This window comes from Wohlfahrtiimonas chitiniclastica (assembly GCF_002252325.1).
GTDB lineage: Bacteria > Pseudomonadota > Gammaproteobacteria > Cardiobacteriales > Wohlfahrtiimonadaceae > Wohlfahrtiimonas > Wohlfahrtiimonas chitiniclastica.
The window spans coordinates 16,336-42,004 of record NZ_NEFL01000004.1 but is presented as its reverse complement, the minus strand read 5'-3'; the positions used below and the strand labels follow the sequence as shown (position 1 = coordinate 42,004).

The window sequence follows — 25,669 nt, the reverse complement described above, 5'->3', positions numbered from 1 at the left end:
CATTATGTTTGACTTGAGTTTACACATGCAAAGTTCCATGGTCATTAAATTGGTGGTGGGCATGCTGTGCGTTTTGATCTTTTTGCGGATTTCGGGTAAATCCCAAATGTCCCAAATGACGCCCACAGATGTGGTGAACTCTTTTGTCATTGGTGCCATTGTTGGGGGGACGATTTATGCGCCTGCATTGTCTGTGTGGCACATGGTGTTTGGCATTGTGGTGTGGACAATCATCAACCTTGGCATTCATAAACTTACGAAAATCCGCTTTTTCAGTGATCTGTTTTATGGTCGCGTGGTGTTTTTGGTGAAAGATGGCAAGCTTGATGTTAAAGCGATGAAGCAAAATAAAATCAATGCAGAGCAATTGACGGCTAAGCTTCGTGAGCAGCGGATTTTTAGCCTATTAGATGTGGATGATGTGCGCTTAGAAACCGATGGGCAGTTTACTGTATTTTTGAAAACAGAAGCATGTTTAGGCTTTTTACTCATCAATCAAGGCAGCATTTTAGAAGATAATTTGAAAGATGCGCAGCGCTCAAGCACCTGGCTTAAACAGGAAATGTTGAAATTAGGCTATGCCAATATTGAGGATTTATACTGCGTGGAATGGACGCCAAATCGCGGATTTTTTGTGGTGGACAATGAAGGCAATTCTTCTGGCATTACTGCAAAATCTGTGGATTTGAAATAAAAAAAGCACCCAATGGGTGCTTTTTGATGGTGATTCAATTAGAAGTTGTAAGTGATGCCAAGCATGATGTCATGAGATTTTGCACGTGTTTTAAAGGTTGTGGTGCTGTTGTCTTCACGGAAGGAAACTTTAGATTTCCCTGCATCCACATAACGGTAGCTTAAATCTAATGCTAAATCAGAATTCAATGCGTATTGAACACCAGCACCCACGCTCCATGCAAAGTTGTTAGAGCGGTGAGAGTTAGAGGCATTGAATGTATCTCCCCCCGCTTCATTGACATTCAATTTAACGGTTTGCTTCACATTTGCATAACCAATACCAGCAGACACGTAAGGCGTGAATGCGGACTCATTGGTAAAATCATAGTAAACATTGGCCATCACAGTATTGATGTTCAATTGATTAGAAACGCCTATCGTTTCAGGTTCACCAGGAATATTGAATGTTTCATTCGCTTTTGCTTTACCGCGTGCGGTGAAATCTAATTCAGCGCGAACTGGTAAGCCAAAGGCTTGAGAGAAGTTGTAACCAAAGGCAACGCCACCTGCAAATACGCTTTTGTTTTTGCTGCCTTTGCTGATTGATTCATTGTCTGCAGCATCGTCGCCATCAATGTATTCAGCTTTTTGTTTAGACATGTGAGTGATGGATGTGCCGATTTTACCGGTGACATAAAAACCAGTTTTGTCATTGTTTTGCGCATAAGCTGCGGAGGAAAGAGCGCCAACTAAGGAAACTGCAAGGATGATTTTTTTCATATAAATACCTTAATGATCAATAAAGTGATGGGCTTAACCCTTAACGCGCTAAAAAAAGCGGAGGCGATTATAAGACAATTTTTTTTTCAAACGCACGAATTTTTTCATGAGCATTAAAAAATTTTATAAAGCATTGTTCTGATGCATGATCAATATGATTGGCATTGTGTTTTTTAAGGCCAGAAAAAATGGCTGCTCAAGTTGAATGAGCAGCCACTGAAATATTTAGAATCTTTTAGATTGCATAAAAATTTTTTATGAAAAAAGGGTGAAATTACGTCATGTTATCAATGATATCACGATGAAAAGATGATCATTTTCGCTTAAAGACCAATAACAAACCACCACTGATGATCAGTACAGCCCCCATCCAACCCCAAATGCCTAAGCGTTCATGCCAAAAGAAGTGGGAGAGAATCGCGCCAAAGACGGCATTGAGGTAATAAAAGGGCGCTAAAAGGGATGCATCCGTCATTTGATTGGCCTTTGTCACCCACACTTGCCCAAGCGAGCCAAAAAATCCCATCAGCACAATGATGCCCCAAATGCGTAAATCCGTGGGTAAATTAAATTCTGTGAATGCTGCAAAAATCATGGCAGAGATGCAGCCGGTGAAAGAGAAATAAAAGACAATCTCTGAGCTGCCCGCCACTTTGCTCACGCGCTTGATGGCCACCATGGCAAGGGCCACAAAAATACCCGCAATGATGGGGATAAAAGAGAGGAGGGAAAATTGTGGTTTATCAGCACTTGCAAGCATCCATGAGCCGATCATTGCCAAAATAAAGCTTGGGATTAATACCCAAGTGAGTTTTTCTTTAAGCCAAATCGCGGCCAACAGTGGCACAAATAAAGGCGTCAATGAGCGCAGCACGGTGGCATCTGAGAGCGGTAAAACGGCTAAAGAGGTGAAAATGAGAATCATGCCAATTTGCCCAGAAAGGGAGCGAATGGCATGAAGCGGCAAGCGCTTGAATGAGTTTTTCACTTCACCGGTGAGCCAAAAAGCGGGCGCCACCCAAAGAAGGGTGACAAGGTTACGGAAAAAAACAATGGTGGCGGTGGATAACTCGCTGCCCAGCCATTTGATTGAGCTGTCCATCAGCGCAAAGGCCAATTGTGAGAGCACCACAAACAGGATGCCAACGAGCACTTTTTGATTCATGATTGATCCTAACGGTGGAAAAGTTTTTCAGTATAGCCCCAAAATCAAACGCGCTTGAGCACTTTAAGCATCGACTCGCCAATGACCATAAACATCGCCCCAAAAACCACCACGAAAACGCCAATGTAACCCAAGAGATTTAAATTTGGGTGCGCAAAAATATTGGGCCATAAAGTGGCAAAAAGCTCAGAAAAACATAGCGTGAAGAGCGGTGTTAAGGTGATGATGGTGCTCACTTTTGACACATCCCAATAGCGCATCGCTTCAGCTAAAGCGCCATAACCGAGCACCGTATTGAGTCCGCAATAGAGCAGCAAACAAAGTTGCAATGTCGAGAGATTAAAAATGGCGGAAAAATCGGCAAAGGGCATTAAGAACAGGATGCCAAGCGCATTGAGGATGAAGAGGATTTGTAGGGAGTTAAACTGTTTGAGGGCAACTTTTTGTGCCATTGCAAATAACACCCATGAAAATGCGGACAAAGCCGCCAATATCACGCCAAAAGCATAAGCATTGAAGGATGAAATCATTTCGAGCAAATTGCGGTTAAAAAAGAGCAATAACCCTGAAATAAGGATGCTCACGCCAATCATTTGCACAATGGAGAGGCGCTCTTTAAAGAAAATCACGCCCGCAAAAAGTAGCCCAACGCTCGATAATTGCATCACGATTTGTGACACCGTTGGCGTGGTATAACTGAGGGATGCGCTGAATAACACAAAGTTACCGATGATGCCAAGGGTCAGCACAGATAATAACAAGAGAGATTTTGGGTTTTTCGCGATGGTTTGAATGGGCAGTGATTTTTTGATGGCAAGGATTGGCCATAAAATGGCCAGCGAGATCACAAAACGATACCAAACCAAAGTCGGTGCATCGAGTGATTGCATGATTTCTTTGATGGCGATCGGCACATTGCCCCAAATGAACGCGGTGAATAAGGATAGGAAAAAACCAAGCTTAGCGCTTTTGATGGGAGTGCTCATGACGGTTGCTCGAAAAATAGGGTGCTTCATTATACGAGCGAAACTTAAGGCGGTCAGTAGGAATCTTTTGAATGAGGTTCTAAGAAATATTCTATGTAGATTCCGTCACAAGGTTTGATAAAACAAAACCCCAATCAATGATTGGGGTTTTTATAGATCTCAGGAAAATTGAATTTAGCTGAACATCTCAATGATTTTCTTTAAGCCATCGATCAATTGATCCACTTCTTCTTTGGTGTTGTACATGCCAAAGGACATGCGCGCCGTCGCAGGCACACCAAAGCGGCGCATGATGGGTTGAGCGCAGTGATGACCCACGCGAACCGCAACGCCAAAGTGATCAAGCATCGTGCCAATGTCATGAGGATGCACGCCTTTGACCACAAAAGAGATCACGCCCACTTTATTCGGTGCCGTGCCGATAATGCGCACTTCAGGAATTTTTGACAATTTTGCAGTGGCATAATCAAGCAGCTCTTTTTCATGGGCAGCGATGTAATCAAAGCCAATCTCTTGGACAAATTTAATCGCCGCTTCAAAGGCAATCACACCTGCAATGTTCGGCGTACCGGCTTCAAACTTATTGGGCAATGGTGCAAACGTGGTTTTTTCAAACGTCACTTCATCAATCATGTCGCCACCTGTTTGATAAGGCGGCATGGCATTGAGAAGATCTTTTTTACCATACACCACGCCAACGCCCGTTGGGCCATAGAGTTTGTGGGCAGAGAAGACGTAAAAATCCACATCTAATTGGGACACATTCAATGGCTCATGCACGATGCCTTGGGCACCATCCACCAAAATTTTTGCACCCACAGCATGGGCTTTTTGTGTGATGGTGGCAATGTCATTGATGGTGCCGAGCACGTTGGAAATTTGTGTGACGGCCACAATCTTAACGCGTTCGGTTAAGTTTGCATCCAAAAATGCCATGTCTAAACTGCCATCATCAAGCACAGGCACCACCAATAAATGGGCACCTTTGAGCTGACAAATCATCTGCCAAGGCACGATGTTCGCATGGTGCTCCATTTCAGTGATCATCACCTGATCCCCTTCTTTGAGCAACAAACCACCTAAACTGTGCGCCACTAAGTTGATGCTTTCAGTGGTGCCTTTTGTGAAGATGATTTCACGCGGATCATGGCTGCCGATTAAGTTGCACACCACTTTACGCACATTTTCATAACGCTCGGTGGATTCCTGACTGAAGAAGTACACGCCACGATGAATGTTGGCGTAATACTTCTCATAGACATTTTTTTCTGCTTCGATGACACACGTCGGCTTTTGCGCGGACGCGCCCGTATCTAAAAATATCACAGGTTTATCGTGAACTTTTTCCGATAAAATCGGGAAGGCTTGGCGAATTGTGTCGATCTTTGACATAAAAAATCCTCGATTATGCAGGGCGAACTGATGTTAAATCATTTTCCAATTGTTTGTGCATCCACTCTTTGACGGTTTCATGCTCGATCATGCCTAGGAATTCTGCGGCATAAGAGAGCAATAACATCGCTTGCGCTTCTTGTAACTCAATCCCGCGTGAGCGAAGATAAAAGAGTGACTCAGGCTCTAAGAAACCAACCGTTGCACCATGTGTACAGCGCACATCATCGGCATAGATTTCTAAGCGTGGAATGGTCATTGCACGGGCTTTATCGCTCAATAAAATGGAGCGTGTGAGCTGATTGGCATCGGTTTTTTGCGCATCTTGATGCACATTGATCATGCCATCAAATAGGGCATTGGCATTGTCCGCCAATAGGTTTTTGATGCTTTGCTCACTCGTACAATGTGGCACTTCATGGTGAAGTGTCATCACGTTTTCAAGCGATTGCTTGCCACTGCCTAAGTTGAGGGCAATGAAGTTTGAGTGAGACATTTCACCTTTTAAATGCACCGTGATGTCAGAGCGAACCACATCGCCGCCTGCTTGATAATGCAGAATGCTTGTGGCACTTTCTGCCGCTTGATCGCATTCAAACTCATAAAAGCTTGAAGCCATCTCAGGGTTTAAGCTCATTTTCAACCAGTTGAGCGTTGCGGCTTGTCCAACTTTAGCCGCCACTTTCGGGCTGGATAAATATTGACCTTTACCCGCTTCGACAAATAAAACCGTGAGTTTAGATTCATCGCCCACTTCTACAGAAATGTCTAGATCAGCGGTGCGTGCACCTTCTTCAGACACTGTGTAGTTGTAGATGACAAAAGGTGTCGCAATGTCCGTATTTGGAATCACTTTTAATTGAATCTTACCCTTTTCAAGGGTGATCAATACGCCTTCTGGCACTAAGTTTTCGTTGAACCATTGTGGGTTCACTTCACCATTGACGATGGTAAGCACAAAGCACTTTTCGGGCATTGTGTGATCCGTTGGCATCAATTGTGGGTAAGCTGCCACCGCGCCTTGCCATTCGGTCGATAAAACTCGTTTTAAAGGCGTCTCTCTCCAGCGTTCTAAGCGGAGATTATCCGTTAATGTTTGAAGCATGTTCAATTCCTTTATTCTTTACGAGAACCGCCTGCATTATCACCGCGGTAAGAGATGTAACCATTTTTTTCTAACTCAAGGGCTAAGGATTTATCGCCTGTGGCCACAATTTCACCATCAACTAACACGTGAACAACATCCGGTGAAACATAATTCAATAAACGTTGATAGTGCGTGATGAGCAAGAATGAACGTTGATCATCGCGAAGTGTGTTGATGCCATCAGAAATCACTTTAAGGGCATCGATGTCTAAGCCTGAATCCGTTTCATCTAATACGATCATGCTTGGTTCAAGCACGAGCATTTGTAAAATTTCGTTGCGTTTTTTCTCACCGCCAGAGAAGCCTTCATTCACAAAGCGCTTTAAGAACGCAGGGTCCATTTTGACCTTTTTCATGCGATCTTGTAAGAATTCGTAGAATTCTAATGCGTCCATTTCTTCTTGGCCACGTGCTTTACGAATGCTGTTCACAGCACTTTTCAAGAAGTACATGTTGTTCACGCCAGGCAATTCAGCAGGATGCTGGAAGCCTAAAAATAGACCTTTGTGCGCGCGCTCTTCAGGATCTAATTCTAAGATGTTTTCGCCATTTAACCAGATTTCGCCTTCTAAGATGTCATAACCATCTTTCCCTGCGATGATGTTCGATAATGTACTTTTACCAGAACCATTTGGCCCCATGATGGCGTGGATTTCGCCCGTTTTAACAGTTAAGCTCACGCCTTTTAAAATGATGTGATCTTCAACAGCTACTTTTAAATTTTTAATTTCTAACATTGCTTTGTTTCCCAATAACGATTTAACCAACGCTGCCTTCGAGTTTAAGCTCGATGAGTTTTTGTGCTTCTACGGCGAACTCCATCGGCAACTCTTGGAAAATTTCTTTACAGAAGCCATTCACAATCAAGCTGATGGCATCTTCCTGCGACAAACCTCTTTGCTGACAGTAAAACAACTGCTCTTCAGAGATTTTCGACGTGGAAGCTTCATGCTCAACTTTAGATTGTGAGTTACGCACATCAATATAAGGGAAGGTGTGCGCGCCACAACGATCACCCATTAACATGGAATCACATTGTGAATAGTTGTGCGAACCGGTTGCACCCGGATTGATGCGCACTTGGCCACGGTAGATATTTTGTGCAGTGCCAGCAGAGATCCCTTTAGAAATAATGGTAGAACGTGTGTTTTTACCAATGTGGATCATCTTTGTGCCCGTATCGGCTTGTTGGCAATCACGGGCAACGGCCACAGAATAGAACTCACCGACAGAATCATCACCTTTTAAAATGCAGCTTGGGTATTTCCATGTGATGGAAGAACCGGTTTCCACTTGTGTCCAAGAGATTTTTGATTTTCTACCTTGGCATAAACCGCGCTTGGTCACAAAGTTGTAGATGCCGCCCACACCATTTTTATCGCCAGGGTACCAGTTTTGTACCGTGGAATATTTGATGTTGGCTTCTTCAAGGGCAATGAGCTCAACAACCGCTGCATGCAATTGGTTTTCATCGCGCTGAGGTGCTGTACAGCCTTCTAAATAAGAGACATAGCTTTGATCATCTGCAATGATTAATGTGCGCTCAAATTGTCCGGTGTTTGCCGCATTGATGCGAAAATATGTGGACAATTCCATTGGGCAGCGCACGCCTTTAGGAATGTAAACAAATGAACCATCTGTGAACACAGCAGCATTTAACGCAGCAAAGAAGTTATCTTTATAAGAAACCACAGAGCCTAAATATTGTTTCACAAGCTCAGGGTATTCTTGTACCGCTTCACTGAATGAGCAGAAGATGATGCCTTGCTCGAGTAATTTGCCTTTATAGCTTGTGGCCACAGATACAGAGTCAAATACTGCATCGACGGCAACACCTGCTAACACTTCTTGCTCTTCTAATGGAATGCCTAAGCGTTCATAAGTGCGCAATAATTCAGGATCGACTTCATCTAAACTTTTCGGTGCTTCTTCTTTTAACTCAGATAAAGATTTTGGCGCAGAATAGTAAGAGATCGCTTGGTAATCAATTGGGGCAATGTTTAGATGCGCCCAATCTGGCATTTCCATCTCAAGCCATGCTGCATACGCTTTTAAGCGATAATCTAACAACCATTGTGGTTCTTTTTTCATTGCTGAAATTTTACGAATCACATCTTCATCTAAACCCGGTGGCAAGGTTTCCTGAGGGATTTCTGTGACGAATCCGTACGCGTACTCTTCCTCAGTTAATTTGTGAATTTGTTCCATAAATAACTCTCTAAACAGTAACTTTTGTGATGGGAATGACAACTTCTCTTTGACGCTCTCTATGAGGCAGTGCTGCCAAAGAAGCCAAGGATATGTTTGAAAATTCGCGCAATAGAATTTGATTGATGAGCGCCCAATGGGAGGTGAGTTCACAATGCTGTGATCGCTCACATGCTGAGTGATCCCCAACGCAGTCATTGATGGACATCGGTCCCTCAATGGCCACTAAAATCTCAAGGAGTGAAATGTCTTCTGGTTTTTTATTCAAAAGATAACCGCCTTGTGATCCTCGAATAGACGCAAGCAATGATTCTTTGGTGAGAATTTTCAAAATCTTACTGGTGAACGCAGGGCTCAAATGACACTCACTTGAAATCTGTGAGGCACTTTTTGCATCATCATGTTTAGCTAGGTGGGTCATGATGAGCAGAGCATAATCTGTTTCCCGTGTGATTTTTAACATTGAAATTTATAAATTCCCGCTTAAAGATTAAGATGCCAATAATATAGCACTGTTTCCGTTCTATTTGTACTCTAATAATGACAATCGGGATCATTAATAAACGCAATGAGGGCGTGTACTATGTCAACCGCATCGCTTAGAGCATTATATACAAATTCTCTAGCGCATAGAAAAAATTGATTGGAGCGGCTAAAAAAGAGGCGCAATAATAATGAGGCAACATCATTAACGATGAATAATCAGGAGAATCCTATGAAAAATTGTGATGTGTTACGCAACAAAACCAATCAAAAAGTGATCATCTGGACAACATTGGTGGGTGGCTTTATGAGCTCTTTGGTGAAATGGGGCTCGGAAGTGAACATGCCGCCGCGCATGCCAGGAGAAATCTCACCGCCAGGTGCGCACCTTGATGCTTGGTTCAGTTGGATGGGTTTTAATTCTCATTCGTTAGATTATGTCTATCAAGGCGTGCAAGTGCCGGGTGCTGTGACGCTCTATCATTGGCTCTTTAGTTTCGCCTTTGCCTTCTTGTACGTTTTGATGTCTGCTTACTGGCCACGCGTTCGTATGTGGTACGGGGCAATGTACGGTTTAGTGATCACGATTGTGATGCATGGTTTTTTCATTCCGTTATTGGGCTTTAGGAATCCTGCCTATGCTGAAGGGCAAGTGGGTTGGCTGTGGAACTTAAATGGCTATGAATTATGGAGTGAAATTTTAGGCCATGTGTATTGGTCAGTCTCCATTGAAATCTGTTTGATTGCTGTATTAGCCGTCTTAGCACGCCCAATTAAAGGTATGTGGATCGATCGAGCTTAACCCTCCATGGATGATCAGCCGCTGTTAAAGCGGCTTTTTTAATGAAAGATTAATAAAATTAATTAAATATACAGGCATATAAATAACAATAACCGATTTTAATATAAGAAAATTATTGGAAAAGCTTTTAGTTTTATTATAAATATAATACCCTTATTAATATAAGTTTAAATAATAATAAAACTATGCTTTGTAATTTCATTAATTAACATGGGTATTAAACATGAATAAAATATTTAAGGTTATCTGGAGTGTAAAATTACAGCGTAAAGTTGTGGCAAGTGAATACGCAAAAAGTTCGGGGGCAACGAGCAGTGTGACCGTCAGTGATGCATTGCCATCACAAGGCTTTAAATTCAATGCGTTGTGGAAAATTTTAGTCTTATCGGGATTATTGGTAGCACCATTAACGGCGCAGGCAAAATTTAATACAAATCAGCAAATTAAATATAACCTCAGCTCGAGCAATACACAAAGTGGTTCAGTCGAACTTAAACACCGTGCTTTAAACTCAAGCACTTTACTTTATCCTGCAAAATTAGAAACTCAATCAGTGAAGGATGGCGGGTATCTATATAATTATGCCACGGTATTGTTCAGACCTGAATTTTATTCAGCAACTGCGAATGATCTTACAAAAGAGTACTCATTTTTAGAGAGTCGATCCCCTGTGGATGGCGTGATGGCGATTTATGATGGGGCTTATAACCCTAAAGTGCCTTCAGAAAATGGCATGGTGGGGGATGATGATTATAATTCATTTGCTCCGGGGAGTGATGACCGCATCGTCACACCGAATGATTTTGGTCTCAATAAAAGTGATCTAGATTGTGGCACGGATCCTGCAAAAAATACCACAGCCTGCCCAGGATTGTTTGACGACCTTGTCAATGGTGATGCATATACCTTATGGTTCTCGACACATAAACCAGATCAAAGCTCAAGTTTATTAAAAGGCACCACAACTTTACATGTGGGTAGTGATGTGAAGGGCGCTGGTCCAGGGGGTGTCATCGGTGAATTTGCCAATCCCGCAGATTTGCAAGACATTGTCAAACGCGGGAGTGGCTCTACGGCTTGGGACAGCTATGATCTAAACTTTAAAGTGCGCCCAGATTTTAGAGGCGGCACCTTGCGTTTATATAAGCCTGAAACGCTCGGTTATGCTGCGAATGTATTTAATCAGCGTCAGAAGTTCACACTGTCCCATGATGCGAGCAATACATTAGATGCCAATGGTCACGATGCAGCATTTTTAAATGTGTGGAGTGATGTTGATGGGCAAAAAGGTGTCATCACGGTGGTGAACACTGCTAAAAATTTGGCAAATGTCACGTTTTCAGCGGCAAATACATTTTCAGGTGGGATGACCATTGGCAAGAATGTCAATGTGATTTTAGCCGATGGTGAATTGATCTCTCGTGGTAAAGAGGGGGACATGGTCACCACAAAAACTTTTGGTGATTTAGGCACCGGGTACGTTGACGTGCAACAAGGTGGTCAATACACCTTAGCAAAAGGCACTGCGACCACTTTTAATAATGTCTTAAAAGGCAGTGGCAATGTGGTGATCAATTTAACGGATCCGACATTGAAATTCTCTGTAGCAAAAACCACAGGGCATGATTTTACTGGCCAAGTGCAATTGAATTCAGGCACGCTGGATGCTTCAAAAAACAATTTATCTTTGGTCAATAAAGCCGGTGCGCAATTGGTGGTGCAAAACAAAGGTGTGTTGAACATCAATCAAGGTCCACAGGGCATCGCTGGCAACCTTAAATTAGATGGCGGTACAATCGGTGTGGCCTTAGGTTCTCAATTGTCAGTCAATACATTAAGTGTCAGCAATCAACCTAAATTGACAGTGGCGATTGATGATAAAAGCTTTAACCAAACGGGTAACTTAGTGGCGCAAAGCAATAATGCACAGCCCATGGACATCATTAAAGCCACCAATGTTGAAAAAAGCAGTATTGGACAGGCGCTTGAAGTTGCGCTTTATGGTCAAGATGGCAAACCTGTGGTGGGCAACAGCATATCTGTCGTATTAGACAATGGCTATGGCACGAAGGATTTGACGGCAAACTATGGCACGGGGGATGTGAAAGTCACAGACCGCGGCATTAATTTAGCATTGGGTTTAACATCCCTCAACAGTGGCTCAAAAGCCAAAATCAGCGCGCAAGATTTAACGGGTGCGCAAACCATGAATGCGTTATTAACGGGTAAGAATTTTGATTTCTATGGCAACGCAGCAGGATTGACAATTGCCAAGGCGAATACTTATACAGGTGCAACGAATATTGCCGCAGGCAAAGTGATCAGTGGCATTAACGAAAGCTTTGGTAAAACTTCACAGTTGAACGTTGCCACAGGTGCAACCCTTGATTTGGCAGGACATACACAAACCATTGCCAATGGTGGTCAGATCTCGGGTCAAGTATTAGGGCAAAAAGGTACATTGGCGCTGTCAGATGGTACGTTGGTGATCACGGATCAAGCGAAAGTCAGCGATGTCACCCTCAGCAGTAAAAAAAATAAAACCACTGTGAAATTTACCGGTGGTGATGCCACATTTAAAGGCAATATTGTCGATGCCATTGGCGTGACGCGTGATGGTACAAAAGGCACCACAACCACATTGGTGGGCAATATCAAAACCTCTGGCACCCTGAACATTCAAAATGGCCATTTACGCCTTGGGGATGGTCAATCGGCGATGGTTTTAGACAGTAACGTGGCCATCAACAACTCTGCAAGCCAATTGATTCTCGATTTAGGCAAAGATCACACCACCGCATTGAGAAGTGTGACAGGTCAGGGGCAGCTGATCAATCAATCGGGGAATTTAGACGTTCTCAACCCACAAAGTTACACCGGCGGCACGGTGATCAATAATGGCAAGGTGCTGGTGAAAAACTCAGGGGTGTTAGGGACAGGTGCGGTGCATGTGGCAAAAGGTGCTACATTAACGCTGCAAGAATTATTAAGTAAAAACTTCAATCAAGCGCTGACCGGTGATGGTGTGGTGGCCATTGATAGTAGAAATCAAACATTCAGTTTAGGAAAAAATGTCGGGAAAGGCTTTAAAGGTGAGTTTGACATCACAAGTTCAGAGATGGAAATTGATCAAAGCAACAGTGCGGTGTTTGGTCAAGCATCTTTGACGTTGAATGATCAGGCAAACTTAACGGTCTCTTCAGATGTGACTGCAAAAACCGTCACGTTAAACGATGGGGCAAACTTAAATTTAAGCGCCAATCCGACAACATTAAAGGCCAATGGCCAATTGTCTGTGGATGCATTGAAGTTAAATGCGGGACAAATCAACATTACGCTAGGCGATAATTCTGCCTCTGGCACACAAATCACTGATGGGCAAGAAGTGGATGCAGCAACGCTGTTTGATCAAGGCACAGGTCGTATTGACAGTATCAATTTGATCACATCAAATCAAGCTGTGACGCTCGATAAAACTGCGGTCATGGTTGATGGTCAAACTGTGGATGTGACGAAAGGTGATGAAATTGACACCACTAAAATGCTGAAACAAAATGGCCAAACGGTGGCTAAGGTGCATTATGGTGATGGCATCAGCACACAGCAGGGCACACAGCACGGATTATTTGTGACGCAAGGTTTACACTCTGTGGAAGCATTGAAGGATCAAAATATTGCCATTGCCACAACGGAAAAATCTAAAGATAAAACCTTTAACACTTTAGTCACCGGTGAAGGTGGCGTGTCGTTAGATGCCTCAAAAGGCACCATGAATTTTGGTCATGAAGGCAACAGCTATCAAGGTGGCACAACAGTGACAGCAGGCACAGTGAAGCTTGCTGAAAAAGAGGGCTTTGGTGTGGGTGCCATGACAGTGGCTAAAGATGCTGCGGTGGATTTGAATGGTCAGCAGCAAACCATCACCACATTAAACAACGAAGGCAGCCTAAATTTAAATCAGGGGGCATTGACAATCACGGGCAATACTGACATTGCGGGTGTGACGGGTGCCGGTCAATTGGCCATTCAAGGCGTCAGTACAGTGAAGACGGTGAATGAAGGACTCACGGCAAACATCGCCATTGATCAAACCGGTACGTTAAATCTAGATGTTGACAATGGTTTGGGTCAAGGACAAATGGCACTTGCCGGTACACTCAATGCGAACAGTGATTTAACGCTTGCTAATCAGCTCAGTGGTGCAGGGCAGTTGAACATCAATAAAGCAGTGACTTTGACCTCTAATAATGCGGCATTCACAGGTAACATCAACATTGATCAAGCGGGCACATTGACGGTGTCGGGTTTGCCACAATTGGGCAATGGTCAGAAGATTGAGATTGCCAAAGAAGGCGATTTGGTGCTCAATAAAATCAGTGGTGCTCTCAAGCAGGTGCTCAGCGGTGGTGGTGATGTGGTGATTGCTGATGGCAGTCAGATTACACTCACAGGTAATAACGCAGATTTTAGCGGTATTTATAAAGTGCAAGGTGTGCATCAAGTGCCAAGTACATTGACGGTCACGGATGCTCAGCAATTGGGCAAAGGACAGATTGAGGTCAATGACAATGGCGTGGTGGATGCGCAATACACAGGTAATTGGCAGACAAATGTGACCGGTACGGGCATTGTGAATGTTGCCGATCAGCATCAAATCACCCTCACAGATCCTAGCAAATTAGCGGACACTTTGACGGTGAATGTCAGTGAAAAAGGTCAATTGAATCTCAAGGATGATGCCTTTAATTCAGCGTTGACCGGCAGCGGGATTGTGAAGGTCGATGCAGATAAAGAGAACTTCACCTTTGGTGATAAAGTGGGCACGAAATTTGCCGGGACTTTTGACATTAACAATGCGAATTTCACGCTTTACCCAACGAATCATGCCATCGTGCAAAATGCAAACATCATCGCGAATGCAGGTTCAGTGATCAGCGTGGAAAGTCAAGGTGTGACTAAAACGAAAAACTTTACCTTAAATGATGGAGGTGTGCTCCATTTCACCGGTAAAATCAATGATCACTCCTCAGAAAGCGGCACTTTACAAGTGGCGGATTTGGTGTTGAACCAAGGTGGTTTGGTGAAGGTGGAGGCAGAGGGTTATCAGCCTGGGCAACCGAACATTCCATATGATGGCGGCAATTTAAGCGAAGAAGATCTCTTTAGCCGCAGCATTAAAGATCGCACATTGCAGTTGGTGTTTGCAGATCAAGTGACAAAAGCAGAGGATTTGGCCATTGAAATCAATGGTGAAAAAGTCCTGCTAGACGATGATCAAAACAGTGCAAATACTCGTGTCAATGTTAAGCAAAATGATGAAGTGGTGGGCGTTGTGGATTACACCAGCAACGCTGCAACGCAAAATGGTGATCAAAAAGGTTTATTCATCACCTCTGGTTTGCATCAAGTGGACATTTATGCCGGTAAAAATCTCGCAATGGCATCAACGGCTGGCTCAGAAAAAGAGAAAGTTGAACTCTTAGTCACGGGCGCAGGTGGCTTGGTGTTAAATGCTGCAAAGGCGAACATGCAGTTTGGTAACATTGGGAATACCTATAAAGGTGATACTAAAGTGACGGCCGGCACGGTCACCTTAATTGCAGACAATGCTTTTGGTGAAGCTGCGCATTTAGATGTTGCTCAAGGTGCGGTGGTGAATCTTGGCGGTAAAACACAAGAGATCAATCAGCTGAACAATAATGGCACGGTTGCCCTTGAAAAAGGGACATTAGAGATTACGGATGACAGTCAATTGCAAGGTCTAATTGGCGAAGGTCAATTGATCATTTCAGGCGGGGAAGCCACTGTAAATACTGTCAATCAGGGCTTAGCTGCAAATGTGACTGTGAAAGATACGGGCGCATTGAATTTGAATGTTCAAGATGGCTTAGGTCAAGGTGATTTTGTCATCGATGGCACTTTGAGTGTTGGTAAAGTTGAAACATTGAGCAATAACCTCAGTGGTCAGGGGAATATTAACATTCATGACTCTGTGGCATTGTCTGGGACAAATACCGAATTTACCGGCACAATGGATGTTCAAGCACAAAAAGCTGTGAGCATTAATGGCGCGACAAATTTAGGCAAAGCACAGCTGAAGTTAGGGGATCAAAGTGCATTGAACATCACCGGTACGGTGGGTGAGTTGCAAGGCTCAGTGACGGGCAATGGACAGGTTAACATCAAAGACAATGGTCAATTGATGATTAAAAAGCAAGATCAGTTCAGCAAAACTGTGGGCATGAATGTGGATAAAAATGCCACATTAAACCTTGAAACGACAGGGTTTGACTCAGCATTAACCGGTGAAGGTTTAGTAAGCATCAATGCGCAACAGGGTGATTTTGCTTTAGGTGAAAATGTGGGCAATGCCTTTGCGGGTACCGTAGCGATTGCCAATGGTCAGGTGGCATTGAATCAAGAGAATGCGCAAACCTTATCAAATGCGAATGTTGTATTAGATGCTGAGGGTCAATTGACCGTAGCCGCAGATGCTTCTGCAAAAACCATTGCTGTGAAAAAAGGCACGGTGAAATTAAGCGGGGATGCAACGACGGGTCAAGCAGAAGGTTTACTCACCACAGATACGCTCACCATTGATGGCGGCACAATTGATTTGACGGTCAAAGGCTTTGGCGATGGTACAGGGGCGATTGATGCAGAGACTGAATCGCTCTTTGAGTTGGCCTCTGACGGTAAACAGTTACAGTTCATTGCCACAAAAAATGCGCTCGACATCAGTCAAGCAAACATTGCATTAAATGGTCAAAATATGGCCGCAGGGACAGAGACTGACACCCGTACAGCCATTAATGCAGCCGGTGAGCAGGTTGCCAATGCGGTCTATAGCAATCGCATCAGCACGGCACAGAAAAATCAACATGGTCTTTTCTTAGATTCACATTTATCGAGCATCGATATTTTAGATCAGAAAAACCTTACCATTCGTGGTGAACAAGGGAAAACGCAAGATTTTTCCACCACCATGACGGGACAAGGGGCAGCCACTTTTGATGCAACACAGCAAGCATTGACCATCAGTGGGCAAAACAGTTACACCGGTGGCACCACTTTAGTGGGGGGTGTTGTGACGGCGAAAAATGGTCAAGCCTTTGGTGAGCAAGGTTCATTGAACATCAAAGAAGGTGCAACTTTGGCGCTTGGCGCTGATCTAACCGTGGGTCAAACAACGGCAGCGGGTGATGTATCATTGCAGGATCATGCATTGAGCTTTACAAAGGGCGACTCAACGTTAAGCGGTAAAGTCAGTGGCAATGGGCAATTGAATGTGATGCAAAACAGCACATTGAATGTCTCAGATGCAGCAGATTTAGGCACTGCAAAATTACAAATTGCCAAAGATGGTCGCACGAACATTGATAAAACAAGCGATTATACCTTTAATCAAGCATTATCTGGTGAGGGTGAATTAAAACTCAGTGCAGCCGGCAATCAATTGTCGATCGGCGATCAAGTGGGCAATGACTTTAAAGGCACTTTGTTGGTTGAATCTGGCAAATTATCCGTTGATGGCACAAAACTGCAAGGCAGTAGCTTGAGTGTAGAGAAAGGTTCTGAAGTGACCATTCTTAAAGACACCACGCACAAAAATGTGACGGTCAATGGTGGTGACTTGATTTTTGAAGAAGGCAATTCACCTGAACGCGCTGATGGCATCATCACTGCGGAGAATCTTAACTTGAACAACGGCACGGTTTCCATTGAAGTGAAAAAGGATTGGACAACCACAACGCCCACAGATGGCATTACGTTAGAACAGTTGTTAGAGCCTACGCATTTGTATCAATTAGGCCAAGCCTCTGGCAATATCAGCATCAGTCAAAAAGATATGACACTGGATTTGATCATCAATGGTCAACACATCGATAACATGACAAAACCTGTGCAACATACGGTGACATTAGAGGGTGGCCGTAAGGTATTGGTGGATCAAAACTATTTCCTAGGACATGATCAATTGATCACACAAAATGGCCAAGGGGGTAAAGGTTTATACGCCAAATACGGCAATCAAAAATTGACGTTTGTCGATGGTCTAGATAACGGTAAAGATCAAAACATTGATACAGGTGGCAGCACCGTTTCAGGGGGTGATGGCGGTGTTGATAACAGTGGCACCATCAATACGGGTGGCGGCAACACTGAAACCGACAAAGGTGACATTGACAATAAGCCAAGCGGTACCATCAATACTGGCGGCGGTGATGTGACCAATAACGGCAATGGTAATACTAACAATGGTGGCACCATCAATACCGGCGGCGGTGATGTGACCAATAAAGGCGATGGTGACATTAACAATGACCCTGGTGGTACCATCATCACCGATGGTGGTAATGTTGGCACGGATAATGGCAACATCAACAACAAAGGTGAGATTGATACCTCTAAACCGAATGAAAAAGGTGGCGATGTCATCGCAGGAAAAGACATCAATAACACTGATCTAGGTACTGGGAACTCGAAAGATGGCACGATTACCACGGGCGGCGGTCAAGTGGTTGCAGGCGGTGACTTGAACAACAGAGGTGACATTGATACATCCTCACCAAAAGATGATCAAGGCCATACGATTGTCGATAACAATGGCAATACAATTCCAGGTGGTCATGTGGATGTGGGCGGCGTTTTGGTCAATGGTGATCCAGATGGTCAGCCAAATACAGGCACGATTCATACCGGTGGCGGTGATGTAACGGTGACGGGTACAAAACCAGATGGTACACCTGTACAACCCGGCGACAATGCCTTAACGAACAATAAAGGCAGCGATATTGATACAGGTGGTATGACCGATCCGCAAGGCAAACCATTGCCAGGCGGCAATGTGGTGGTGAAAAATGGCGACATTGACAACCACGGCACCATCAATACAGATGGTGGCAATGTGGGCACTGACAATGGCAACATCAAAAACCATGACACAGGCACCATTACCACAGGTGGCGGTGATGTAACGGTGGGTGGTAAAGATACGACACTGACCAATGATGGCAGCATTCATACCGGTGGGGGTAATACCACAACGAATGATGGCGACATCAATAACAATCCAGGCGGCACCATCATCACTGACGGTGGGAAAGTTGAAGCCGGCGGTGATCACAACATCAACAACAAAGGTGAGATTGATACCTCTAAACCGAATGAAAAAGGTGGCGATGTCATCGCAGGAAAAGACATCAATAACACTGATCTAGGTACTGGGAACTCGAAAGATGGCACCATCACTACAGGCGGCGGTCAAGTGGTTGCAGGCGGTGACTTGAACAACAAAGGTGACATTGATACCTCCTCACCGAAAGATGATCAAGGTCACACTATCGTCGACAACAATGGCAACCCAATTCCAGGTGGTCATGTGGATGTGGGCGGCGTTTTGGTCAATGGCGATAAAGATGGTCAGCCAAATACAGGTACGATTCATACCGGTGGCGGTGATGTGACGGTTGCAGGTAATAAGAATGGTACAGATTTGAAACCTGGTGACAATGCCTTAACGAATAATAAAGGCAGTGACATCAACACAGGTGGCATGACCGATCCGCAAGGCAAACCATTGCCAGGTGGGGATGTTGTGGTGAACAATGGCGACATTGACAACCACGGCACCATTGCAACAGAAGGTGGTAAGGTGGGTACTGACAATGGCAACATCAAAAACCACGACACAGGCACCATTACCACAGGGGGCGGTGAAGTCACATCTAGCGGTAATTTAGAGAATACAGGTCAAGTGGACACTGCTGCACCGAAAGATGATCAAGGCCATACCATTGTGGATAACAATGGCCAGCCGGCGAAAGGTGGCGATGTGAATGTGGGTGGCATCTTAATCAATGGTGATAAAGATGGCCAGCCAAGCACGGGTACGATTCATACCGGTGGCGGTAATGTGACGGTGACGGGTACAAAACCAGATGGTACACCTGTACAACCCGGCGACAATGCCTTAACGAATAATAAAGGCAGCGACATCAACACGGGCGGTATGACCGATCCACAAGGCAAACCATTGCCAGGCGGCAATGTGGTGGTGAACAATGGTGATTTAGATAATGCTGGCACCATTACAACTGAAGGCGGTGACATCTCTGTGGACAATGGCAGCATCATTAACCATGATACTGGTACCATCACCACAGGTGGCGGCAACATTGCTGTCAATAAAGATGTGAACAATGATGGTTTGATTGATTTAGGGGGTGGGGAGATGACGGTTGAAGGCAACTTCAACAACAATGCGCCTAAAGGCACCCTCATCATTGGTCAAAAAGAGGATGGTTCAGCAGGTAAAGTTGAGGTGGATAAAAACTTCAATAATACCGGTAAAGTGGACTTTGGCGGTGGTGAGTTGGTGATTAAAGACACCGGTTCAACCTCTTCAGACGGCGGCTTAACAGGCGATGGTACATTGACCATCAATCGAGATGCAGGCTTTACCGTGAAGGGCAAAAATGACGATTTAGGCAAAGGCACGAACGTCAACATTGCGGATAAAGGTACTGTGACCATCGAGCAAGGCGGTAGCTTAGGCGGTGCGACGATTGATAACAGCGGCGAATTAACGTTGCAAGGTGATAAAGTTGATGACAATGCTGTGAAAAATCGCATCACCGGTAAAGGTCACATCACGATTGAAGCTGCGCCAAACACCACACAAGGTAAAGTGGAATTGGCTGGAGACAATCAAGGCTTTGGCGGTGAAATCAGTGTGACTGAGTATGGTGATCTCATCATCCGTAATGATATGAACCGCTTAGGTGGCAAAGATACGGTGGTGGATTTATCGGGTCAGCCTTCTAATTTAACCATCATTGATGTGCCCACAGGTGACAATGCCAGCCATGAGATGAATCAAACCATCAAAGGCTCTGGCAATATCAACTTTGACAACAGCAAAGTGAACATCACCTCAGAAAATACGGACTTTAAAGGCCAAATCAATTTGAATCAAGGCAGTGAAGTGAGCATTACAGACAATGCACGCTTAGGATCACCCACAGATGTGATGATCGATGATACCAGTGGCTTGGTGTTAGATGGCTTTAAAGATGATCAATTGACGGCAAAAGTTGGGGGCAGTGGTGATTTAATCTTCACAAATGGCACCAAACTTGACAGTGACAAAGTGACCATCGGTGATGACATTGGCTTTAATTTGCGTGATCAAGACACTGTCTTAAATGGTCAGGATGGCGAATTTAACCATCGCTTGAAAGGTAAAGGTTCATTCAATGTGACGGGTAATGGCGGTGACTTCACGCTAGGTGAGCACGTGGGCAATGAATTTGCAGGCACTGTGAATTTAGAGAACACGAAGTTCACCCTCACAGATGGCAGCGCCGATGCATTAGGACATGCCACTTTGAACATCAACAAAGATGCACAAATGAACTTTGGGGATCACAAAGGGGATGTGCATTTAGATCAACTGCATTTACAAGAAGGTTCATTGGTGTTCAATAATGGTGTACACCAAGATTGGGCAGTGATTGAATCAAATAACGTGGTGCATGTTGATACCTTAGATTTGAGTCAGCAAAAAGGTGGCATCACGGTTGAGAAATTCTTGCATACATTAGATCCATCCGTGAAAGGCAATCGCCTCATTGAATTAAATGTGGGCGAGCCTGCCTTCCAATTATTGGCCACAAAAAATGGGGTTAAAGGTGCATTGACCAGCGATTTGGCCTTGACACTTAAAGATGATCAAGGCGCTGAGATCAGCACGCCAAGTGTTTTGAATTTGACAAACAAGGGTACAGTGGCCACTGGCACAGACACAGTGGTGGCAGAAGGTTCATTTGATTATGGTTTAAGTACAGGTGCGAATGAAGATGGTTTATATGTGAGCTATCAAATGAAAGACCTCACCATTTTAGATGGCAACACTGTGGCGATTGAAGGTGTGCAAGGTCGTAACAATACATTGACGGCCAATATTGGTGAGCGCGGCGGCAAAGGTGGCATTGAAATCCATAATGATGCTGCCAATAATGCTGTGACTTTATCTGGCAAAAACACCTTCAGTGGTGATGCGACTGTCATCTCAGGTGGCTTGAAAGTGGTGGGCAATGAGGCGTTAGGCAATGCCAATCGCTTAGTTTTAGAGCAAGGTACATTCTTTGATCTCAATGGCACCACGCAAAAAGCCAACTCAGTCAGCATCGCAGAGGGCGCAAGCTTCTATGGTACAGGCACCATGCAAGGTGACTTTATGAACCAAGGTTTGGTGCAAGTGGGTCGCCCTGCTTCAAGCAATGGTCAAATGCGCATGCAAGCTGTGGCAGCACCTTCACCGGTGACGCTAGAGGTCAAAGGCAACTTCACGAATGCCAACACCATTGATTTGCGAGGTCAAGCAGTGGGTAATGCCTTGGTGATCCATGGTAACTATGTGGGTCAAAATGGCTTACTGAACATGAATGTGGCACGTCATGGTCAAACAGTGAATGCGGATCAATTGGTGATCACAGGACATGCCAGCGGCCAAACGAAAGTGACGGTGTATGACATCTCAGGTTTACTTGGCACAGTGGATGATGCCGGTGTGAAACTCATCAGTACAGGCGGTTCAGATGCCCATGCCTTCACGTTAGGTAACTTAGTGACGCAAGGTGCTTATCAGTATCAATTGACGCAAGCGGATAAAGATTGGTTCTTAAAATCTTTAACCACGCGCCCAGATACCGGTAACAACTTGTCCAATACTGGCTCGACAACACAATCGCAAGTGCCTGGTTTAGGTGGCCCTGGTTTTGGTGGCGGTTTGATCAATGGGGCGGGCGGTTTACGTTCATTGTCACGTTTACAAGCAGGCGGTTCATCGAGTGAAGATGCTGTGTTCTTAGACAGCAGTTTATGGAACACAACGGCAGGCGGTAAACACAAAGGCCGCACATCGGGTGGCACTGTGCACTATGATTATGATTACTACAACACCACCTTCGGTGGTGATCAGCTCATGCGTGCGGGCAATAGTTTAGTGCAGCTCGGTGTGTTCATCGGTACGATGGAAGCGAAGTCTGATTCTCACAGCATCATTTCAGGCAGCCATGGTAAAGGTAAAGTGACCGGTCAAACTTACGGTATTTACGGTTCATGGTATGCAGATGGTAATAATCCATTGACGCCATATGTGGATGGTATTCTCTCTTATGGTAGTTATAAGAATAAGATCACCACAGAAGGCAATCCGCAAGATTCGTATCGCTCACATGTGTGGAGCTTCACATTGCAAGGGGGTTACCCGATTGACTTAGGCAACAACCTTGTGATCGAGCCACAAGCACAAATCACGTACTTAGATTTCAGTGCGAAAGATTATGTGGATGTCGGTGGTACGCGTGTTTCACAATCCTTGAAAGGGGATGTGGTCGGTCGAGTTGGTGCCTTCATTTATCCAAAAGATGGCGACATCAGACCGTATGCGGGTATGAACCTTTGGTATGATGATACTCGAGCAGTTGTGTATCACAACAATGATCGCAATGAAGGCTACAAAGGTGGCTTGATGTATGAAGCAAAAGCGGGTGTGGGTGCACGTTTAGATAAAAACTTCTCCCTCTCTGTGGATGCAAACTATCGTCAAGGCAAGCATAAAGCGAAAGATTACGGTGCAAGCCTCACCTTGAAATACACCTTCTAACCGGTGAACAAAAAGCCCCTCATTTGAGGGGCTTTTTTTATGGTTGTGATGCATGCATTATCCATGCCACATCTGATGATGTGACTGGCTTATGCGTTTTTATGGCGAATCAAATAACACTGTCTGATTTTTGGATCACGGGCAAAATCCATTGGCAATGTTTCACGTGAAACATCTTGAATGTCATACTCTTCAAACAATGTAGGCTCCATTTTAAAGTTACGCAAATTCGTTGAGAAGATGAGTAAACCCTCTTTAGTCAGCAATGTCATCGCGTCATTGATGAGGCGAATGTGATCGCGCTGAATGTCTAACACATCGCTCATGCGTTTTGAGTTAGAGAACGAAGGCGGATCCATAAAGATCAAATCATAACGTGCATCACGCTTTTTCATCAAAGGTAAGGCTTCGATGTGGGCGGCGGTTTGTGTGAGCCATTCTAAAACATCTTTTTGAATGAATTGATACGCTTTGCCATTAAAACCATTGAGGGCAAAGTTATTTTCTGCCCATTTTAAATAGGTTTTAGACATATCCACCGTGGTGACTGCTTTTGCGCCGCCTGCAGCGGCAAAGATGCTTGCGCTGCCAGTGTAAGCAAACAGATTGAGAAAATTCGTATTTTTGGCTTTCTCTTGGATCATTTTGCGCACATTGCGATGATCTAAGAATAAGCCTGTGTCTAAATAATTGACCAAATTCACCCAGAATTTAGAACCGTTTTCTTCCACCGCAAAAAAGTCGCCTTGGGCATTCTCTTTTTCATACTGCTCGGTGCCTTTTTTACGTTCACGCAATTTAAAGTGAATGTTTTCAGGTTTTAAATCACTAAAGACGATTGGGACAATCGCTTTGATTTTCTCTAAGCGCTTGGCAGCTTTTTCAGGATCAATGCTTTTTGGGGCTTTGTATTCATAAATCACCAGAGATTGATCATAACGATCGATCGCGACATTGAATTCAGGCAAGTCAGAATCATAAGTGCGATAACACATGACATGATTTTGCTTGGCCCATTTTTCCCATTTTTTACGATTCTTGGTGAGGCGGTTAAAGAAGTCAATGCCACCTTCACTCATGATCTCGTCATGATCACGTTTCTCTTGGCGCTCTTCAGCCGCTTTACGATCCACGAAATATTGTGGTTCGATGGCAAATTGCAAATACACGCACTCTAACGCACCGTTGTAAAATTTATTGACTTTACGGGCGCGCAATCCCATTTGTTTACCAAGCTCCACATCAGAGGTGATGATGCCTGCTTCATAGCCTTCATAAGCACGCAGCCAATCGCCAAGGGCAATGTATGTGGATTTGAGCTCTTCTTTTTCGCCTAAGCGCTCACCATATGGTGGGTTGGTGACGATCAAACCTTTTTCGGACATGTCCGCAGGTTTTTTAAAATGTTCAAACATTTGATGGGCAAAGGACATGTTTTTTAAAACGCCTGCGCGATCCGCATTGGCTTTGGTGATGCCGATCATGCGTGCATTGCGCTCAACGCCATAGAGTTTGCCTTGATAGGTGTTTGCGCCCACTTCAGCGCGATGCTTGGCAATTTTAATGCATTCACCCCAAGTGTGTTCATTGTGACCGCGCCAGTTTTCAAAGCCAAAACTACGGCGGAAAAGCCCGGGCGCAATGTCACGCGCCATCAATGCCGCTTCAATCAAAATGGTACCTGCGCCGCACAATGGATCAATAAAATCTTGATGTTCTTTAGCTTTCTCTGGCCATTTTGAGCGATACAAAAGGGCAGCGGCTAAATTTTCTTTAATCGGTGCAACGCCTTGCTCTGTACGAAAGCCGCGCTTGTGTAAAGGTTCGCCGCTTAAATCTAAATAGAGCGTGTAGGCTGTGTCTTGAATGTGCACATAAAAACGCAAGTCAGGATCTGTTTTTTCAACCGATGGGCGGCCGCCTGTCGTCATATCAAAATAATCCACAATCGCATCTTTCACGCGCTGCGCGGCATATTGTGTGTGGATGTGTTGGGCGCGCTTTGTGGTCACTTGGATCACAAATGTGCTTCGATCTGACATGTGGGTGGACCACGGAAAACCTGAGAGCTGACGATGCAGATCGTCTAAATCCTTCATCGAGCCTGCTTTGAGCTGCAATAACACACGAGAACCGCAGCGCGTCCAGAGCAGTGCTTGATAAGCCTCTTTGAGTCCACCTTCAAAGCGCACGCCAGTTGCATCGCTTGTCGATTCGATGCCTAAAGCTGCGAGTTCATCGATAACATAGGGCGCTAAGCCTTGTGCGCAAGTAATAAAAAAAGAGGACATGTATCAATCACCATAAATTTTTGTATTCAACAAATTATTATAACGAAAGATTGGGCAACTTGTCTGAT

At 44.5% G+C, this 25,669-nt stretch carries 12 protein-coding genes; 3 read left to right on the top strand and 9 right to left on the bottom strand.

Going from position 1 to position 25,669, the window contains the following annotated elements:
• Positions 1-4 precede the first annotated feature (4 nt).
• Positions 5-694, top strand: a complete 690-nt coding sequence (locus B9T10_RS09435) for a DUF421 domain-containing protein (protein WP_094494039.1) — start codon at positions 5-7, stop codon at positions 692-694.
• Positions 695-732: 38 nt separating this feature from the next.
• On the opposite strand, the gene B9T10_RS09430 is transcribed toward B9T10_RS09435, so the two are convergent.
• From B9T10_RS09430 to B9T10_RS09395, 8 genes are all read right to left on the bottom strand, one after another.
• Positions 733-1,455 carry an outer membrane protein gene (locus B9T10_RS09430; RefSeq protein WP_094538342.1) on the bottom strand — a complete coding sequence of 241 codons (723 nt, stop codon included), beginning with the start codon at positions 1,453-1,455 and terminating at the stop codon, positions 733-735.
• A gap of 313 nt (positions 1,456-1,768) precedes the next feature.
• Positions 1,769-2,620 (bottom strand): DMT family transporter, encoded by an 852-nt coding sequence (locus B9T10_RS09425; RefSeq protein WP_008315967.1) that lies wholly within the window; start codon positions 2,618-2,620, stop codon positions 1,769-1,771.
• A gap of 44 nt (positions 2,621-2,664) precedes the next feature.
• Entirely contained in the window at positions 2,665-3,606 is a 942-nt protein-coding gene (locus tag B9T10_RS09420) for a DMT family transporter (protein WP_094491888.1), read from the bottom strand.
• 174 nt (positions 3,607-3,780) lie between these two features.
• On the bottom strand, positions 3,781-4,998 hold the full coding sequence (locus B9T10_RS09415) for an aminotransferase class V-fold PLP-dependent enzyme (protein ID WP_094538341.1): 1,218 nt from the start codon (positions 4,996-4,998) through the stop codon (positions 3,781-3,783).
• Positions 4,999-5,011: 13 nt separating this feature from the next.
• Positions 5,012-6,103, bottom strand: coding sequence for a SufB/SufD family protein (locus B9T10_RS09410; RefSeq protein WP_094538340.1), 1,092 nt, complete (start codon positions 6,101-6,103; stop codon positions 5,012-5,014).
• 11 nt (positions 6,104-6,114) lie between these two features.
• Positions 6,115-6,882 (bottom strand): Fe-S cluster assembly ATPase SufC, encoded by a 768-nt coding sequence (sufC, locus tag B9T10_RS09405; protein ID WP_008315961.1) that lies wholly within the window; start codon positions 6,880-6,882, stop codon positions 6,115-6,117.
• 22 nt (positions 6,883-6,904) lie between these two features.
• Positions 6,905-8,353: a Fe-S cluster assembly protein SufB gene (gene sufB, locus B9T10_RS09400; RefSeq protein ID WP_094538339.1), complete on the bottom strand. Its 1,449-nt coding sequence runs from the start codon at positions 8,351-8,353 to the stop codon at positions 6,905-6,907.
• Between the two features lie 10 nt (positions 8,354-8,363).
• Positions 8,364-8,816, bottom strand: coding sequence for an SUF system Fe-S cluster assembly regulator (locus tag B9T10_RS09395; protein ID WP_008315959.1), 453 nt, complete (start codon positions 8,814-8,816; stop codon positions 8,364-8,366).
• A gap of 252 nt (positions 8,817-9,068) precedes the next feature.
• Between B9T10_RS09395 and B9T10_RS09390 the strand changes: the two genes are divergently transcribed.
• Both B9T10_RS09390 and B9T10_RS09385 read left to right on the top strand, forming a co-directional pair.
• A complete protein-coding gene (locus B9T10_RS09390) occupies positions 9,069-9,638 on the top strand; it encodes a YagU family protein (RefSeq protein ID WP_008315958.1) in 570 nt (189 codons plus the stop codon).
• Positions 9,639-9,861: 223 nt separating this feature from the next.
• The gene (locus B9T10_RS09385) at positions 9,862-23,310 is read left to right on the top strand and encodes an ESPR-type extended signal peptide-containing protein (protein WP_143695673.1); all 13,449 of its coding nucleotides are present in this window, start codon (positions 9,862-9,864) and stop codon (positions 23,308-23,310) included.
• Positions 23,311-23,399: 89 nt separating this feature from the next.
• Here B9T10_RS09385 and rlmKL read toward each other — a convergent pair whose 3' ends face one another.
• Positions 23,400-25,601, bottom strand: a complete 2,202-nt coding sequence (rlmKL, locus tag B9T10_RS09380; RefSeq protein ID WP_094538338.1) for a bifunctional 23S rRNA (guanine(2069)-N(7))-methyltransferase RlmK/23S rRNA (guanine(2445)-N(2))-methyltransferase RlmL — start codon at positions 25,599-25,601, stop codon at positions 23,400-23,402.
• Positions 25,602-25,669: the final 68 nt, after the last annotated feature.